Here is a 15,952-nt window from a genome sequence, read left to right as displayed (position 1 = left end):
AGAGATAAAGAAGAAAAGCCCACACAAGATCAGATTGTAATATTGTGTGGGGGAGAGATGAAAGATCAGACAGCGGCTTTTAATGCGGTAATAAAAAGATCAATATCGTCTTTTGTAATGTCTAAATGAGTGACAAATCGCAATGGGTTTCCTGTTGAGATCAAAATGTTTTGTGCTTTTAATGTTGTCGCTAATTGGGTTTGATCTATCTTGCTATCGACTTTCGCAAATAAGATATTTGTTTGTACGTGACTCGTGTTTACTTCAAAACCATTCACTGTATTTAATTGTTCTGCTAAGTATTTAGCATTGCAATGGTCATCGACTAAACGTCCTGTATTTTCGGTTAGTGCAATTTTACCCGCAGCTGCAATGATTCCTGCTTGGCGCATGCCACCACCAAGAACCTTACGCCATCGACGAGCTCTGGCTATTAGTGCTTGATCACCCAGTAATAGCGATCCAATCGGCGCACCTAGACCTTTTGATAAACAAATGGTGAAAGAATCAAAGTATTTAACAATTTCTGTAATATCGACATTAAGTGCGGTGGCTGCGTTATAAACACGCGCACCATCAAGGTGAAGTTTTAGGTTATGCTGATCAACAAATTCACGCGCTTGTTGAAGGTAGGTTAGTGGTAACACTTTACCATTGATGGTGTTCTCGAGACTTAAAAGTGTTGTGCGGGCAAAATGAGGATCGTCAGGTTTAATTGCGGCCGTTAATTTTTCAAACGGAAGTGTACCGTCAGCAGCATTTTCTATTGGTTGAGGTTGGATCGAACCTAAAACTGCTGCACCACCGCCTTCGAATTTATAATTATGTGCCTGTTGACCACATAAATATTCATCTCCACGTTCACAATGCGCCAATAATGCTAGTAAATTAGCTTGAGTGCCAGAAGTACAAAAAAGTGCGGCTTCAAATCCATGGCGTTCCGCTGCAAAAAGTTCTAAATCATTAACGGTTGGATCGTCACTATAAACATCGTCACCAACGAGTGCTTGGGACATCGCTTGACGCATTGAGGGAGAAGGGCGAGTTACCGTATCTGAACGAAAATCTATCATTTATTATCAGCTTCCTATTCTGTTTTATTTACTATATCACTGTGTACTCTTTGGTTTCTATAGTCGTAGATTCTTGTTGTTAAGCATATGATGGCATTATGTTTAAAACGGCCTATATGACAATTATATTAATATTACATTCTTATAAAATATATTGTGTAAAGCATCTACACTTAAAAAGTCGGTTATTTATTGTGCAATTATTGAAGAGACTCTGAGTACGGCCACACTAGGAGGATGATGTGATGTTAGTGGAACAACGAGATTTTACCTTATTAGGCAAAAATCAGCGGCATGCTCATATTAGCGTAATTCCAACGGGTAAGTTGCGCGTTAATATTCTTGAGGATAATGCAGAGCAAGAAGCTGAATTCTCACAATTATGGTTTAGCAAGACCGGAACAAAAACATTATTAGTCTGCCGAGATGAATCAAAAATCAATTGGCAACTAGATCTTAGAAACCAAGACGCGAAAGAGCTCGAACACCTTATTGAGTCGGCGCAAGAAGATTATGAAATCTTAATGCGAGATTTATAACTATCATCAATCTTGTTGAATGGTTTGGTGGGTCAATTTGTGATTTTGCGATATGAGTGTGTTTAACCCTGCCAGTAACTAGCAGGGTTTTTTCAGTTTCTAGGCACAGGTAAAGTAAGGCTTGCCTTCAAGCCCCCGCGCTGGCTCTTACTTAAAATTAAATCCCCACGATAGCTATGCGCTAGTTCATTTACTATGTTTAATCCAAGCCCTGTTCCTGGGGTGCTTTCATCTAGTCGCACTCCACGGTTAAGTACTTGTTTGCATTTTTCTTCAGCAATACCAATGCCGTCATCTTCAATGACAAGGGTAATTTGTCCTGATTGGCTGGACTCTTGGTAGACGCGAATCAAAGAGTTAGCCCATTTATAGCTGTTTTCGATTAAGTTACCGATCATCTCATCAAGATCACTGCTTTCTACAGCAACCATCACACTGCTATCAAGTTCGTTAACTAAGATCAGCTCTCGATTTGCGTAAACCTTATCCATTGCTAAGGAGATCGCATCTACTCGACTAGAAACCGCTGTTTTTGCCGCTAAAATGTTAACAGCGCCAGCCATACGAGCACGACCTAAATGATAATCAATGTGCTGTTGCAACTGTTGGAGAGCCGGTACCAGCTTGGCTTTTGTTGGTTCATCGAGTAACGCGACTTCATTATTCAAAATAGCAATGGGTGTTTTAAGTGCGTGAGATAAATTGCCTGAATGATTACGTGCGCGCAATAATAGCTCTTGATAGTGGAAGAGTAAGGCATTTAGGTCATCAATAACGGGTTGTATCTCAACAGGATATAACCCTGTTAGCTCCGTAGAATGTCCTTCTCGCACTAGCTTTAAATTACGACGTAATTTACGCAGAGGCCACAGTGACCAACTGACTTGTAGCGTCGTAAGCGTAAGAATACCAATTGCCATAATGGTTAAAATTAACCATAAACCTCGCGTTAGCTGTTGCAAGGTTTTGAGTAATCTATCCTGATTGACAGCAACAGATAGTTCGACTGGATAATCACTATCAGGCAGTAAAAATTTACGTTTAACCACGATTAAGGATTGTTTATTAGGACCTTCAAACCCCTCTTCGTTATTCCCTGAAATGGTGGTATCCCATAACGAGCGTGAACGTAGATGTTGGTTGTTTAGTTGGAGTGACCAATACAAACCGCTATAAGGGGAATTAAATCGTGGGTTTGATAATCGACCATCAAGATATACGCGACCATGCGCATCAATGTCGACGAGCGCTGTAATTTGATCAAGATATAAATAAAGCTGAGTCTTTTCTTGGTCAATGAGGTAGCTTTTAATAAAGCTTGGCACAAGATAACCAGCCGTTAGTGTGATCGCTAATAGCCATATTGCAGCAGCACTTAATAGGCGATTACGAATACTTGGCTGGCCTTTTTTCCGCTTATTAATTCGCATTAATCCGATATCCAAGACCGCGAACTGTTTTTATTACGTCATTGCCAATTTTTCGACGAATACGGCCAATGAATACTTCAATTGTGTTTGAATCGCGATCGAAATCTTGCTTATAAATATGTTCAACTAATTCTGTTCGCGAAATAACCTTGTCAGTGTTATGCATGAGGTAAGACAGCACTTTGAATTCAAGTGCTGTAAGATCAATGATTTGACCTTCCCAAGTTACCTTGGATGTACGTGTATCAAGGCTTAGATTACCTGCTTGAATAACAGGAGAGGCATTACCTGTTGAACGGCGTAGTTGGGCTCTAACTCGAGCGACTAATTCCACCATCTGAAAAGGTTTAGTTAGATAATCATCAGCACCTGCATTTAAACCATCGACACGTTGTGTGAGTTCATTACGCGCACTTAAAATAACGACAGGGCAGTTTACATTTTCTTCACGAATACCTTTTAATACGGTAATACCATCAAGTTTAGGAAGACCCAAATCTAAAACAATAGCATCCCAAGGTTCTGATGTTGCACGATAAAGGGCATCAATACCATCACATGAAAGCTCTGCCACCCAACCGCTTTGTTCTAAACCAGCGATAATTTGTTCGCCTAAAGTTACTTCGTCTTCTACAACAAGAATTTTCATTTTGGAGCCCTGATGACATTTTCTAAATGTCGTCCTTTAATATTTAACATTTGTAAAGATTGAGCTTGATATTCAACTTTTATTATATTGTTTTCAGTATCAATAAGCTTTAATTCATAGATCCACTCACCATTATCTTCGTTGAGCTCTACTTTAATTATACGTGCTGATAACTGTTGAGAGACTTTATGTTGAAGGGCTGAATAAGGCTTGATTAATCCTTTTTCGACAGCTGTCATTACATCATCGTGATGCTCTTCATCGTGGGTTATCGGCGTTGCTAACGCACTGAAAGTTAACGATCCGAGAAGCCCGATTATATATAAATATCTATGACGTATTTTCATATTTATAATTGTAACGTAACGACCATGAATGGAAAGTGAATGAGACGATTATAATAACCTTTATAGTGACCTTAAGTCGTTAAATTTTTAAGCTTTTATTCGAAAATTATGATCCCGTTATAGTTGAATTAATATTGCATTAATGGCGTGTTTATATTTTATTCAAATTTCGTGAATAGCTTGCTAGTTTAAGGTATTTATCGCAAAATTGCGCAATAAAAAGTAATGAAATAGGTAACCCACCATGGCTTCTAGCGCACACGCACTTCATATATTAGTGAAACACAAAGAATTGGCTGATGATATTCTAGAGCAGCTTAAAAAGGGTGCAAAATTTCAAGATCTTGCTAAGAAACACTCAACGTGTCCATCGGGTAAAAAAGGTGGAGATCTTGGTGAGTTCCGTAAAGGAGCAATGGTACCGCAGTTTGATAAAGCGGTCTTTTCTGGCAAAGCAATCAGTACCAGTGAAGCATTAAAAAAGAAAAATAATAATTTACGTGGATTAATTCCAGAACCAGTAAAAACTAAATTTGGTTGGCATATTATTAAAGTTCTCTATACAGTTTAATGTATTTATCGAACTAGTTTTAATTTATATTAACGCTCTATTCTAGAGCGTTTTTTATGCTTAGTAGATACATAAAAAGTTATTAATTATATCTATTAGTTGCTATTAATGAATTGCTTGTGTGAATAAGGCTGTCAATTTACATTGATTTACGCTTTAAAGCTGTTTAATTAATCTTTTTTTCCATAGTATTAATATATGCCCTTTTTATGGAGAATGACGATGAAAGGTTTATTCGATCAGCTAATAAATCAAGCCAGTAATTATATGGATAAGGGAAAAACCACATCGAGCTCTAGCACCTCTGATTTATTAAAAGGCGCGACGGCCGGTGGAGTAGTCGGCGCATTATTAGGTAATAAAAAAAGTCGTAAATTAGCAAAGAAATATGGTGGTAAAGCTGCCTTAATTGGTGGTACTGCAGTGATTGGCACTGTAGCTTATCAGGCTTATAAAAAGTGGTCGCAAGAGTCATCACATGCCTCTAATACGGCAATGGACTCGCAGCCAGCTATTACTCAAAATACTCAGCTAAAAACAAACCAAGATTTACTAGTTCAAGCAATGATCTTTGCAGCAAAAGCTGATGGTCATATTGACGAGCAAGAAAAAACAGCGATAGCACAATGGATGATTGAAAATGGGATCACCCATGATATTGAAACTGTGATTGTTCGCTGGCTAAATGCGCCGTTAGATCCTCAGGTGATTGCAGCGCAAGTTAGTGGTTTAGAGCAAGCTTCTGAAGTTTATTTAGTTACCTTATTGGCTATTGATGTCGATCACTTCTTAGAGCGTGCTTACCTCGACGCATTAGCTGAAGCATTAAAATTACCTGTGGGCTTAGTTCAACGAATTGAAGAACAAGCAAATGTTATGTAATGATTGATTTAACACAGCTAATATAAGGGGCTAATTAAATATAGCCCCTGAATGCAAATGTTATTTTGTTTGACCCGCTGGCATAGAACTGTTGATTCTAACTGGACCTAAACCAATAACACACTGTTTATAACCTTTTTCCCAGCCTTTTAGGTATGCCACTCTATTTACAGTGTCATAGCTATTTACTATATCTTTGGATGGTAAAAACTGTGCTTCCATAGCATTTTTACAACCATCGTCATAACCTTTTTTTTCTGCTGGCGCTGTATCTTGTTTTACGATTTTTGTGATCACTTGTGGCTCAGGCTGCGGTACAGTTTGTGTCGCGCAACCTGCAATCAATAAAGATAAGCCAATGAATGGTAAATATTTATTCATAATATACTCAGCTATATGTTCAATTTTGCTGTGGTTTATAAAGCTACAAGCAAAATTCTTATAATTCTTTATGGGTATATTATAGCTATATCCTTAATGAAAGCGTAACCAATGCCATAGTGGTTGATAATGTGAGTATTTTAAGCGATAAACTAAATGCACTATTGCTTAAGCGATACAATGATCTCTTTCGAAGAGCGAGTATCACTCCAGTTTAATAATTTTGAATAAAAGTGCTTCAGCGTTATCAGATAGATACTGATGAGACTGAAACTGGTTATAGCACTAATACCTTGTTGAAAATGATTTTCACCAGAAAGAAGTAATATTAAACCCAGACTGACACCAAGAGATGAAATCATTATCCATAGCGGATAACTAACTCTAAAAAACTGATAGAAATGGAACAATACAGAGAAGATCACTTTCTTTAAATGAAACATAATACACTCCTAAGCGAAATTGTTGCCTAGTTGTTAAATTATTCCAGTTGGTGATGAGAGTGAAGTGCGATAATAAGATTTTGTGTCGTTGTTCATAGTTTGATGGTAACGATGAAGCAATATTTATGCTTCATCGCTATAGACATACCATTATTAGTCTTGTGTCTCCGGCAGGGTAGGTTTAGGAATGTAACGACCTAAGCGATCAATTTTTCTGTTTTTAGAGAAGAACATTTCAAGCTCAATCATAACGCCTGGGTTAGCGTGATAGTTGTATTCTCGAGGAAATTCTAGCTGCGGACGAACACCTAAATATAGCCAATGTTTGTAAATACGTTTAGTCCACTTTGCAGATACCCAATAGTTTGTGACTTCTTTATTTTCTCCAGTATCAGCACTGATCCCTGTTGAGTATTCGAATAGATTTTTATCGTCGTAGCGATGGAACAATTCAAATTGCTGCAACAGTTCCCATTTGTCGTCTTCTTTTAAGTACTGTGCACTCGTCGTAGTTTTGAATATTTTCGAGTGTTCAGGGTTTATTGCGTAATAGCCACTAAGTGCACTTAGATAACCTAACCCTTTTGAGTGGTAATAAAAGACTTGCTGTTCTAGTTGGGTTGTCCAGTTTTCACTAATAGGATCAACGCGTGTAAATCGCATTTTTGTGAAAGGATCAAGCGGAAGCTTTAATTTAATACCAATATCAAAATCTGAATTCCAGTTTCCAAAATGGGCATCTTGAAGGCGAAATGCACCAACGGTATCGCCAGATGTGGTTTTGTTGCCTGTGGCAATACCACGTTGCTTATTTTCAAGGCTATCAAAGTCGCCGGGCTCTGAATCAATGATCAGTTTCCAGTCTCGTTTCACATGGGGCAGGTCAAGTTTAAAATAAACTTTGAAGTCATTATCAACTTTGCCGCGGTATGAATAGGCCAAGCGGTTACGAATACGTAAATAGCTTCGATTGGTTAGTGCACCTTCGTCCTCGTCTTTAGCTAAGCTTTCGTCAAGGTATTCGCCAATATCATGAACGGTGTCGGTGAGTGATTGGTGTGAGTCATCAACCCAATCTGCCATGCTTGATTGATTGTCGGGATCAGTACTCGTGTCGCTCACGGGTTCAGCTTGGCTAATACTGGGTATTATTGAGAATAAAAAAATGGGCAAACAAAGCTGTTTATAGCGAGTTTTCAATGAGAATAACGGTTTCAATTTGTTCAAACTTCCTTTCTGAATTCGACACTATAGATCTAAAAAAACATCGGAATCCAGATGTTATTTTTACTGAGAATAGAGGCACTTAAATTGTGATGATAGTGTGCTAACAAAAGTTAGTTGTCTCAGTTGTTACATATTCATCACCAAATCATCATCTTTATCATGTGTAATCGCACTATACTGAAGATGGATTTTTATGATTACGTCCTCATAGCTAGGATATTATTGATACACAGTATTTATCAATCGATTTTGAATATTGTGGCTGATAGTCACAAAGTTTTTGTGACATAAAGTGTAAATATTAATGGTTTGTTCTAGAACTTAATGACGGTTTTAGATATTTCTGTTATTAGATCGTATGAAACTAAGTGCACTCGAGGGAGTATATGGATAGTTCAGAGATAGAAAGCATGAAGCGGGATATGTCAGTTAAAGTTCATGATATTTTTGATAACTTTGAAGAACATAATAATCGATTACCAACGATGGAAGAGTTTCGAAGTATCTTTCATGATTGTGCTGATAACTATTTAGGCCCATTAGATAAACAGATTGTCGATGGTATTAATGCCAACTTAGAACGTCAACGTATTCGTGAACAACAGTTATGGGATGCTGTGAACGAGCTTGAATCTGAAGAACGAGTTCGTAGAGACGCAGAATAAAGTTTATGGGCGATGCGCCATAGCTAAAGCAACTTTAGACTGTGGGCGTATCCCCAATTGTTGGCAAAATGTTTGACTAATCAATGTGATTTTTTCTAAATCTATGCCGGTATTGATGTTAAGCCCTTGGCATAAGTAAATAACATCTTCTGTTGCTACATTACCACTTGCTCCTGGTGCATATGGGCAACCACCTAATCCCGCAATACTACTGTCTATTGTCGTAATTCCCATTTGCATTGCTTGATAAATATTCGCTAAGGCTTGTCCATAACTATCATGGAAATGGACGGCGATGGCTTTTGATTGAATATGTTGACTTACACATTCTAACATTGCAGCAACTCGTAACGGCGTTCCTGTTCCTATTGTGTCTCCCAGTGACACTTGATAACAGCCCATGTCGGTGAGAGTCTTTGCAATTTCTGCGACTTGTTGTGGTGGTGTTTTTCCTTCGTACGGACAATCTATAACACAGGATAAATAAGCACGTACAGGTATTAAGTGTTGATGGGCTATCGCAATAACAGACTCAAATCGTCGAAGGCTTTCATCAATACTGGCGTGTATATTTTTTTTAGTGAAGGTTTCAGAGCAAGAAGTAAAGATAGCGACTTCATTGGCATTAACGTTAATGGCCGCTTCTAGCCCTTGTAAATTAGGAGTCAGAGCTGAGTAAAATATATTGGGATGACGTTGAATGTGCGAGAATACACTATCTGAATCAGCCATCGTTGGGATCATCTTTGGCGAAACAAATGCACCTGATTCGATATGTGTTAACCCTGTCTGACTCAATTCATTAATCAGCGCTATTTTAAGAGCTGTTGCTTTATCACCTAATGCTGAAAGGTGAGGTTCGTTTTGTAATCCATCACGGGGGCCAACCTCAAAAACGGTAATAGCATCGGGTAGCGATAATTGAAGCTTATTCGTTAATGTCATTGGCTTTACTCCAACTTGGTGGGACTTTATCGAAAAAAGCTTGTATGCCTTCTTGTGCTTGTGGTGAACATCTGACTTTGGCGATTAATTCACTGGTATAACGAATTAAACTCTGATCAATTATTGTGATTTCGCATTGGCTACATAAGGTTTTGACTGTTGCAAGCGCTGCTGGACTATTGGTTAAAATTTGCTGAATTATTACCTGTTTTTCTTGTTGTATATCATCACAAATATGATGAATTAAACCAAGTTTGAGTGCTTTTTCTACCGTGATTAACTCTGCGGTTAACATAAAACGTTTTGCTTGGCGGATCCCTATCGCACGACAAACATACGGGGCAATTGTTGCTGGCACTAACCCTAACCTTACTTCACTTAAACAGAATTTAGCGTTGATACTTGCAATAGCAATATCACAGCAGCAAATTAACCCTAATGCGCCCCCAAAAGCAGCACCTTGAACGACGGCAATGGTGGGAGCTGGAAAGTGATTGAGTTGATTTAGAAGTTCAGCAAGTTGAGCTGCATCTTTTTGATTATTTTCCTCTGTTTCTAAAGCCATGTTTTTCATCCAATGCAGATCAGCACCCGATGAAAAATGTTTACCATTGGCTTCAAGTAGTAGGCCGCGTATCTCTTTGTTTATTTTAAGTTGATTAAGGGCGGTGAGCAGATCACCGATGATTTCAGCATTAAAAGCATTCGATTTATCGACACGGTTTAAAGTAATGGTCGCGATATTATTAGGTGAAACCGACACTAAGATATTTGGTTGTGTTTTCATAATATGACCTAAAAAGTTACATGCGGAAAATACCAAATCGGGTTTCTTTTATAGGGACATGCTGAGTAATTGAAAGCGCCTGAGCTAATACATCACGTGTAGATTTAGGATCAATAATGCCGTCATCCCATAGCCTTGCACTGGCGTAGTAGGGATGACCTTGTTTGTCATAGAGCTCTAAAATTGGCTGTTTGATTTGTTGTTCGTCTTGCTCCGTCCAAGGTTTATTTTCTCGTTGGCGGATAGCCTGAGTGATTTGTGATAGGACTTCTGCGGCTTGCTCACCACCCATGACGGATATGCGTGCATTAGGCCACATCCATAACAGGGTTGGATCATAAGCTCTCCCGCACATGCCATAATTCCCTGCGCCGTAAGAACCTCCGATGATAACGGTAAATTTGGGCACATTGGCACAGGCAACAGCCATCACCATTTTTGCGCCGTGTTTTGCAATACCTTCTGCTTCAACCCGTTTACCAACCATAAATCCGGTGATGTTTTGTAAAAACAACAGAGGGATTTTCCGCTTACAACATAGCTCAATAAAGTGAGCGCCTTTTTGTGCCGATTCTGAAAATAGAATGCCATTATTAGCAACAATGCCAACAGGGTGGCCTTCAATAGCGCCAAAGCCACAAACGAGGGTATTGCCATACATAGCTTTAAATTCATCAAATTCAGAGTTGTCGACTAAACGGGCTATGAGCTCTTTAATATCAAATGGAATACGGATATTGGTACCCACAATGCCGTAGATGTCATCCATGCTGTATTTAGGTGGAGATGCAATGGAATCATGATGAATACTAGCACTTGCCATATTGCAGCTAGCAATAGCATCACGTGTAAGACTCAATGCATGCGCTTCATCATTGGCATAATAATCAGCAAGACCTGATTTTTTACAATGAACATCTGCTCCACCCAATTCCTGTGCTGTTACTTCTTCACCTGTTGCTGCTTTTACTAAAGGGGGACCAGCTAAATAGATCGTTGCTTGATCTTTTACCATGATAGACACATCAGACATGGCTGGAATGTATGCGCCACCTGCAGTGCACAGCCCCATAACAACGGCAATTTGAGGGATCCCTTTCGCTGACATTTGAGCTTGATTGAAAAATATGCGACCAAAATGATCTTTATCGGCAAAGACTTCGGCTTGGTGTGGTAGGTTAGCGCCGCCTGAATCAACAATATAAATACAGGGAAGATGACACTTTTCAGCGATTTCTTGGGCTCTAAGGTGTTTCTTTACCGTTAGTGGGAAATATGTTCCACCCTTAACCGAAGGATCATTGGCAATGATCATACACGCATGCTGGTGGATGTAGCCGATGCCAGCAATAATCCCAGCACAAGGCACGGCTTCGCTATAGACATTTAGTGCGGCAAAAGGTGCTATTTCTAACCATGGACTGTGTTTATCAAGTAACTGATGAATTCTTTGTCTTACCGGTTGTTTACCTTGTTTTTTTTGATGTGCTAATGCCGATTCTCCACCACCTTGATGGATTATCTCTAGGTGGGTGTTTAAGTCGTCAACCAACAATTGCATCTCATCATTATTGTTTTTGAACCATTGGCTGGTTGTATCTACTTTTGAGGTAAGTTGAGCCATGGCTTACTCCTTAGCGAGCTGATTCTGAGAATAATTCACGTCCAATTAGCATGCGTCTTATCTCTGAAGTTCCTGCACCAATTTCATAGAGTTTTGCATCTCTTAATAAACGTCCGGCAGGGTAATCATTGATATAGCCATTACCACCGAGTATTTGAATAGTTTCTAACGCCATTTTCGTGGCTAGTTCTGCACTGAGTAAAATCACTCCAGCTGCATCTTTACGGGTGACTTCACCGCGGTCACAGGCTTTTGCAACGGTGTAAACATAGCTGCGAGCAGCATTGAGTTGGGTATACATATCTGCAATTTTGGCTTGGATCAGCTCAAATTCACCAATCGCTTTACCAAATTGTTTTCGTTCATGGATGTAAGGGATCACGACATCCAAACATGATTGCGCAATACCGAGTGGACCAGCGGCAAGTACTACGCGCTCGAAGTCTAATCCACTCATTAAGACTTTTGCGCCGTGGTCTACTTCACCCAGTACGTTTTGTTTCGGTACTTTGCAGTTAATAAAAACTAACTCGCAAGTATTTGAGCCACGCATACCTAATTTGTTGAGCTTTTGCGCAGTAGAGAAACCATCAAATTGTGATTCAATAATAAAGGCAGTAATTGCGTTGGATGAGGTGCGGGCATAGACCACAAGCGTATTGGCCTCTGGTCCATTAGTGATCCACATTTTATTACCGTTGAGTACAAAATGATCACCGTGATCTTCTGCCTTTAACTTCATACTCATAACATCAGACCCAGCATTAACTTCGCTCATTGCCAGTGCACCAATGTGTTCTCCTGTGATTAATGCGGGTAGGTATTGTTGCTTTTGAGCATCATTGCCATTTCTGAATATTTGGTTTGTACATAAGTTGGAATGGGCACCGTAGCTCAATCCGATTGAGGCAGAAGCACGACTGATCTCTTCCATCACGATAACATGCTCTAAATAGCCCATAGCAGCCCCACCGTATTGTTCAGCAATGGTGACGCCAAGTAAGCCCATTTGACCTAATGATTGCCAGAGGTAATGGGGAAATTGATTGTTTTGATCTATTTCGTTAGCGATAGGGGCAATATGTTCAGCAGCATATAAGTTAACCTGTTCGCGCAGCATATTGGCAGTATCACCTAAATCAAAGTTGAGCGGTGCGTATTGGCTATGCATGGTAAAGCCTCCTTTGCGGAAACATTTGTGACTACTTGTTTTTGTATAAATCTGATTTTATTAAGGCTTGCTTGCAGCGTTTTTTTGCGCGTTCAAGTTCAATAAGAGTGATATCAATATCAGCGCGTTGATGAGTTAGTTGTCGTTGTTTTTGAACGATGATATCGATCATTGAAAGTAGCTGATCATGGCTTTTATTGTCATCGTATAAACTGAAAAGTTCACCGATTTCTTGTAAAGAGAAGCCTAAACGCTTACCGCGAAGTATTAAACCGAGCCGAATTTTATCTCGTCGTCCATAGACACGATTAACGCCATCTCGTTTAGGTGAAAGCAAACCTATATCTTCATAAAAGCGAATACTGCGTGGTGTTATTTTAAATTCGTTTGCAAGCTCGCTGATTTTGAAAGTCATCACATTGAGTCTCCTGCAACGTTAGATAGGTAAAAACTTTTCACCTATCGGTTAAGCAGAGCAGTGATTTTGAGTATTAAAATCCCAGCAAATGTTTCTTAACGTTTACGTAAATGTTAGTGCTATGCTTACAAAAGCGTCAAGAAATCCCCTAATATTCCTGCAAGGCAATGTTTTCTAAATTGACGTAAAGAGGTGATTGGTATGAGTAAGGATATTCTGATCGTTGCTGCTAAAAGAACGCCAATTGGGAGTTTTCAAGGCGATTTACGGCATTTTTCCGCATCTCAGCTTGGTAGTATTGTTATTGAAGCTGCATTACGAGATGTCAAGCGTGTTCAGCCAACAGATACGACTTTAGAACATAATAGTGAGATAGAGTATGAGCACATTGCACAATTGATTGATGAAGTCTTTATGGGCTGTGTATTAACGGCAGGTGTTGGGCAAGCACCTGCAAGACAAGCTGCTTTGATGGCCAAAATTCCTGTATCGGTTTCCTGTACAACGATAAACAAGGTTTGTGGCTCAGGGTTAAAATCTATCTTATTGGCTTGCGATATGATTAAAGCTGGGGCGATCCGAGCGGCTGTAGCAGGGGGTATGGAGAGCATGACCAATGCCCCTTATTTATTAACAGACAGCCGAAATGGTATGCGAATAGGCCATAAAGCGGTACTGGATCATTTATACTTAGATGGATTGCAAGATGCATTTGATGGGCATTTAATGGGTGTTTATGGCCAACAAACGGCGACTAAGTATGATATTTCACGCGAAACCATGGATGAGTGGGCTATAAGGTCAATCAATAAAGCCCGAGAAGCGGATAATCGTCAGGCATTTCACGCTGAAATCGTCCCTATTACCGCTCAGAGTAAAAAAGCCTTGGTGACAGTTGAAAAAGATCAGCACCCAAATGAAGTTAACCCAAAGAAAATACCAAATCTCCCACCTTTATTTTCGCAACACGGTGAACAAGGCACGATCACAGCAGCTTCATCAAGTGCTATTGGTGACGGCGCTGCAGCTCTAGTGTTAATGGAAGCAGAGCAAGTTCGCCGACAAGGCTTAGATCCACTGGCGATAATTAAAGGGTATGCAAGTCATAGTCGTGATCCTGATGAGTTTACCATTGCACCTATTCATGCCATTAACCAATTATTAGATGATCTTAATTGGTCCATTGATGATGTTGATTTGTGGGAAATTAACGAAGCTTTTGCTGTGGTAACAATTGCCGCGATAAAGCAGTTAGGCATTGATGCTGAAAAAGTGAATGTTAACGGTGGAGCTTGTGCGTTAGGCCATCCAATAGGAGCAACGGGAGCAAGAGTTGTGGTGACATTGACCCATACATTACGACAAAAAGTACAAATGTTGAGTAGCACTAAAACGAAAACGCTAAAAGGTGTTGCTGCTGTATGTGTTGGTGGAGGGGAAGCATTGGCAATTGCGATTGAAGTTGATGTTAAATAGTATGACGTTGAAGATCGGAAATTAAGGCGAAGGAGTAAGTGATGACAGGAATGGTTAATGTTTCCTATATACGTTGTACTGATGGACATAGTATTGGTGTACTAGAGCTGGATAATCCATCATCGCTTAATGCACTAACGTTAAATATGCATAAAACGATTTACCAGTATTTACAGCTTTGGCGTGAAGATGAAAGCATTGTTGCTGTAATTTTTAAATCGAAGGGTGATCGCGCTTTTTGTGCGGGTGGGGATGTGCGTAGTATGTATTATGCAATGGAAAATGATCCTGCTTTAAATCATCAACATAAGCCACCACAAATAGATTTAGATCAAATCGATAGCCACGTAGCTAAACCGTTTTTAACTGAATATTTCTCTGTCGAATATAGTTGTAATTTACTCATCCATCACTATAACAAACCCGTTATTGCGTGGGGACATGGGTTCATCATGGGGGGAGGGTTAGGTTTATATATAGGCGCAAGTCACCGCGTTGCTTTACCTAATACAGTATTAGCCATGCCAGAAATAACTATTGGTTTATATCCTGATGTTGGTGCGACATGGTTTTTAAACCAACTTCCTGCTGGTATCGGTTTGTTTTTGGGATTAACAGGCGCACGTATCAACGTCTGTGATGCTCGTGATTTAGCAATGGTTGATCATATTGTTCCAAATAGTGCTTATGATAATGTTGTCAATCAACTAAAGCATTACCCGTGGTCAACAGTATTGGCTGATATACAAAGCCAGTCATCGGTATCAGAAGCAATCTCGACCATATTAAATAACTGTGCTGTAGAAGAGCACTCCGTGTTACCAGCAAATCAATTAATGCCATACTTTGCGCAAATTCAGGCGGCCTGTTTTTCCCAATCATTACCTACTATTTTCGAACAGATTAATGCCATTGATGGTTTGGGGCTCTGGATTGAGACTGCAAAAAAGGTAATGAATGCAGGTAGCCCTATTACCGCACATATCTGTTTTAAACAAATACAGGACTATAAAGATGTATCTTTACTAGACTGTATAAAAATGGAATTGGGCCTTTCAGTGAATTGTGGTTTGTTGGGTGAGTTTAAAGAAGGTGTCCGTGCACATTTGATCGATAAAGATTATACGCCTAACTGGATTTATTCATCAGTAAGTGATGTTGATACAAAGATCATTGAGCAAATATTTACACCTATCTGGTCTGAGCATGAAAATCCACTTAATCAGGTGAATATTAGCTAACTATTTATAATAACTTAGATTTTATGAATAGAATTATTGTGATAGTTAAATATACGTTAAAGTAGCAAAGTCAAAAATTTTGT

Annotated in this window: 18 protein-coding genes; 6 read left to right on the top strand and 12 right to left on the bottom strand. The window is 39.4% G+C overall.

Annotated elements, in window-relative coordinates:
- Positions 1-65: 65 nt before the first annotated feature.
- Positions 66-1,073 (bottom strand): low-specificity L-threonine aldolase, encoded by a 1,008-nt coding sequence (gene ltaE, locus BTO08_RS20535; RefSeq protein ID WP_105062423.1) that lies wholly within the window; start codon positions 1,071-1,073, stop codon positions 66-68.
- 245 nt (positions 1,074-1,318) lie between these two features.
- Between ltaE and BTO08_RS20530 the strand changes: the two genes are divergently transcribed.
- Positions 1,319-1,612 carry a hypothetical protein gene (locus tag BTO08_RS20530; protein ID WP_105062422.1) on the top strand — a complete coding sequence of 98 codons (294 nt, stop codon included), beginning with the start codon at positions 1,319-1,321 and terminating at the stop codon, positions 1,610-1,612.
- A gap of 92 nt (positions 1,613-1,704) precedes the next feature.
- Here BTO08_RS20530 and BTO08_RS20525 read toward each other — a convergent pair whose 3' ends face one another.
- From BTO08_RS20525 to BTO08_RS20515, 3 genes are read right to left on the bottom strand one after another with little or no spacing between them, the layout of a single operon-like run.
- On the bottom strand, positions 1,705-3,042 hold the full coding sequence (locus BTO08_RS20525; protein ID WP_105062421.1) for a sensor histidine kinase: 1,338 nt from the start codon (positions 3,040-3,042) through the stop codon (positions 1,705-1,707).
- Positions 3,032-3,691, bottom strand: a complete 660-nt coding sequence (locus BTO08_RS20520) for a response regulator transcription factor (protein ID WP_005364746.1) — start codon at positions 3,689-3,691, stop codon at positions 3,032-3,034. Before BTO08_RS20520 ends, BTO08_RS20525 begins: the two co-directional genes overlap by 11 nt.
- Positions 3,688-3,930, bottom strand: coding sequence for a PepSY domain-containing protein (locus tag BTO08_RS20515; protein WP_230626936.1), 243 nt, complete (start codon positions 3,928-3,930; stop codon positions 3,688-3,690). Before BTO08_RS20515 ends, BTO08_RS20520 begins: the two co-directional genes overlap by 4 nt.
- A 352-nt stretch (positions 3,931-4,282) precedes the next feature.
- On the opposite strand from BTO08_RS20515, the gene BTO08_RS20510 reads away from it, so the two are divergent.
- Positions 4,283-4,609 carry a peptidylprolyl isomerase gene (locus BTO08_RS20510; protein WP_105062419.1) on the top strand — a complete coding sequence of 109 codons (327 nt, stop codon included), beginning with the start codon at positions 4,283-4,285 and terminating at the stop codon, positions 4,607-4,609.
- Positions 4,610-4,831: 222 nt separating this feature from the next.
- Entirely contained in the window at positions 4,832-5,491 is a 660-nt protein-coding gene (locus BTO08_RS20505) for a tellurite resistance TerB family protein (RefSeq protein WP_105062418.1), read from the top strand.
- 60 nt (positions 5,492-5,551) lie between these two features.
- On the opposite strand, the gene BTO08_RS20500 is transcribed toward BTO08_RS20505, so the two are convergent.
- From BTO08_RS20500 to BTO08_RS20490, 3 genes are all read right to left on the bottom strand, one after another.
- Positions 5,552-5,872: a hypothetical protein gene (locus BTO08_RS20500; protein WP_105062417.1), complete on the bottom strand. Its 321-nt coding sequence runs from the start codon at positions 5,870-5,872 to the stop codon at positions 5,552-5,554.
- 161 nt (positions 5,873-6,033) lie between these two features.
- Positions 6,034-6,315 carry a hypothetical protein gene (locus tag BTO08_RS20495; protein ID WP_105062416.1) on the bottom strand — a complete coding sequence of 94 codons (282 nt, stop codon included), beginning with the start codon at positions 6,313-6,315 and terminating at the stop codon, positions 6,034-6,036.
- A gap of 153 nt (positions 6,316-6,468) precedes the next feature.
- On the bottom strand, positions 6,469-7,437 hold the full coding sequence (locus BTO08_RS20490; RefSeq protein WP_242446314.1) for a hypothetical protein: 969 nt from the start codon (positions 7,435-7,437) through the stop codon (positions 6,469-6,471).
- Positions 7,438-7,928: 491 nt separating this feature from the next.
- On the opposite strand from BTO08_RS20490, the gene BTO08_RS20485 reads away from it, so the two are divergent.
- Positions 7,929-8,207 carry a hypothetical protein gene (locus tag BTO08_RS20485; RefSeq protein ID WP_005364766.1) on the top strand — a complete coding sequence of 93 codons (279 nt, stop codon included), beginning with the start codon at positions 7,929-7,931 and terminating at the stop codon, positions 8,205-8,207.
- 3 nt (positions 8,208-8,210) lie between these two features.
- On the opposite strand, the gene BTO08_RS20480 is transcribed toward BTO08_RS20485, so the two are convergent.
- Genes BTO08_RS20480 through BTO08_RS20460 form a run of 5 tightly spaced genes read right to left on the bottom strand, consistent with a single transcriptional unit; the run spans position 8,211 to position 13,152 of the window.
- Positions 8,211-9,152: a hydroxymethylglutaryl-CoA lyase gene (locus BTO08_RS20480; RefSeq protein ID WP_105062414.1), complete on the bottom strand. Its 942-nt coding sequence runs from the start codon at positions 9,150-9,152 to the stop codon at positions 8,211-8,213.
- Positions 9,136-9,939, bottom strand: a complete 804-nt coding sequence (locus BTO08_RS20475; protein WP_242446313.1) for an enoyl-CoA hydratase-related protein — start codon at positions 9,937-9,939, stop codon at positions 9,136-9,138. The genes BTO08_RS20480 and BTO08_RS20475 overlap by 17 nt, the downstream gene beginning before the upstream one ends.
- Before the next feature lie 16 nt (positions 9,940-9,955).
- Positions 9,956-11,563 carry a carboxyl transferase domain-containing protein gene (locus BTO08_RS20470; protein WP_105062412.1) on the bottom strand — a complete coding sequence of 536 codons (1,608 nt, stop codon included), beginning with the start codon at positions 11,561-11,563 and terminating at the stop codon, positions 9,956-9,958.
- Between the two features lie 10 nt (positions 11,564-11,573).
- Complete coding sequence (locus BTO08_RS20465; RefSeq protein ID WP_105062411.1) at positions 11,574-12,734, bottom strand: isovaleryl-CoA dehydrogenase; 1,161 nt, start codon at positions 12,732-12,734, stop codon at positions 11,574-11,576.
- Between the two features lie 31 nt (positions 12,735-12,765).
- Positions 12,766-13,152: a MerR family transcriptional regulator gene (locus tag BTO08_RS20460; RefSeq protein WP_105062410.1), complete on the bottom strand. Its 387-nt coding sequence runs from the start codon at positions 13,150-13,152 to the stop codon at positions 12,766-12,768.
- A 201-nt stretch (positions 13,153-13,353) separates the two neighbouring features.
- Between BTO08_RS20460 and BTO08_RS20455 the strand changes: the two genes are divergently transcribed.
- The gene (locus tag BTO08_RS20455; protein WP_105062409.1) at positions 13,354-14,628 is read left to right on the top strand and encodes a thiolase family protein; all 1,275 of its coding nucleotides are present in this window, start codon (positions 13,354-13,356) and stop codon (positions 14,626-14,628) included.
- A 41-nt stretch (positions 14,629-14,669) separates the two neighbouring features.
- Positions 14,670-15,869, top strand: a complete 1,200-nt coding sequence (locus BTO08_RS20450) for an enoyl-CoA hydratase/isomerase family protein (protein ID WP_105062408.1) — start codon at positions 14,670-14,672, stop codon at positions 15,867-15,869.
- The last annotated feature ends 83 nt before the right edge of the window (positions 15,870-15,952 follow it).

The sequence above is a fragment of the Photobacterium angustum genome (genome assembly GCF_002954615.1).
GTDB classification, from domain to species: domain Bacteria; phylum Pseudomonadota; class Gammaproteobacteria; order Enterobacterales; family Vibrionaceae; genus Photobacterium; species Photobacterium angustum_A.
Note: the sequence above shows the minus strand (reverse complement) of the source record. Positions and strands in the feature narration are given on the sequence as shown.

Excerpts from the sequence above, each read along its gene's own strand:
- BTO08_RS20475 (WP_242446313.1), bottom strand. The coding sequence starts at position 9,939 with ATGAAAACACAACCAAATATCTTAGTGTCGGTTTCACCTAATAATATC.
- BTO08_RS20455 (WP_105062409.1), top strand. The coding sequence starts at position 13,354 with ATGAGTAAGGATATTCTGATCGTTGCTGCTAAAAGAACGCCAATTGGG.
- BTO08_RS20525 (WP_105062421.1), bottom strand. The coding sequence starts at position 3,042 with ATGCGAATTAATAAGCGGAAAAAAGGCCAGCCAAGTATTCGTAATCGC.
- BTO08_RS20530 (WP_105062422.1), top strand. The coding sequence starts at position 1,319 with ATGTTAGTGGAACAACGAGATTTTACCTTATTAGGCAAAAATCAGCGG.
- BTO08_RS20515 (WP_230626936.1), bottom strand. The coding sequence starts at position 3,930 with ATGACAGCTGTCGAAAAAGGATTAATCAAGCCTTATTCAGCCCTTCAA.
- ltaE (WP_105062423.1), bottom strand. The coding sequence starts at position 1,073 with ATGATAGATTTTCGTTCAGATACGGTAACTCGCCCTTCTCCCTCAATG.
- BTO08_RS20480 (WP_105062414.1), bottom strand. The coding sequence starts at position 9,152 with ATGACATTAACGAATAAGCTTCAATTATCGCTACCCGATGCTATTACC.
- BTO08_RS20485 (WP_005364766.1), top strand. The coding sequence starts at position 7,929 with ATGGATAGTTCAGAGATAGAAAGCATGAAGCGGGATATGTCAGTTAAA.
- BTO08_RS20510 (WP_105062419.1), top strand. The coding sequence starts at position 4,283 with ATGGCTTCTAGCGCACACGCACTTCATATATTAGTGAAACACAAAGAA.
- BTO08_RS20470 (WP_105062412.1), bottom strand. The coding sequence starts at position 11,563 with ATGGCTCAACTTACCTCAAAAGTAGATACAACCAGCCAATGGTTCAAA.
- BTO08_RS20495 (WP_105062416.1), bottom strand. The coding sequence starts at position 6,315 with ATGTTTCATTTAAAGAAAGTGATCTTCTCTGTATTGTTCCATTTCTAT.
- BTO08_RS20450 (WP_105062408.1), top strand. The coding sequence starts at position 14,670 with ATGACAGGAATGGTTAATGTTTCCTATATACGTTGTACTGATGGACAT.
- BTO08_RS20520 (WP_005364746.1), bottom strand. The coding sequence starts at position 3,691 with ATGAAAATTCTTGTTGTAGAAGACGAAGTAACTTTAGGCGAACAAATT.
- BTO08_RS20465 (WP_105062411.1), bottom strand. The coding sequence starts at position 12,734 with ATGCATAGCCAATACGCACCGCTCAACTTTGATTTAGGTGATACTGCC.
- BTO08_RS20505 (WP_105062418.1), top strand. The coding sequence starts at position 4,832 with ATGAAAGGTTTATTCGATCAGCTAATAAATCAAGCCAGTAATTATATG.
- BTO08_RS20500 (WP_105062417.1), bottom strand. The coding sequence starts at position 5,872 with ATGAATAAATATTTACCATTCATTGGCTTATCTTTATTGATTGCAGGT.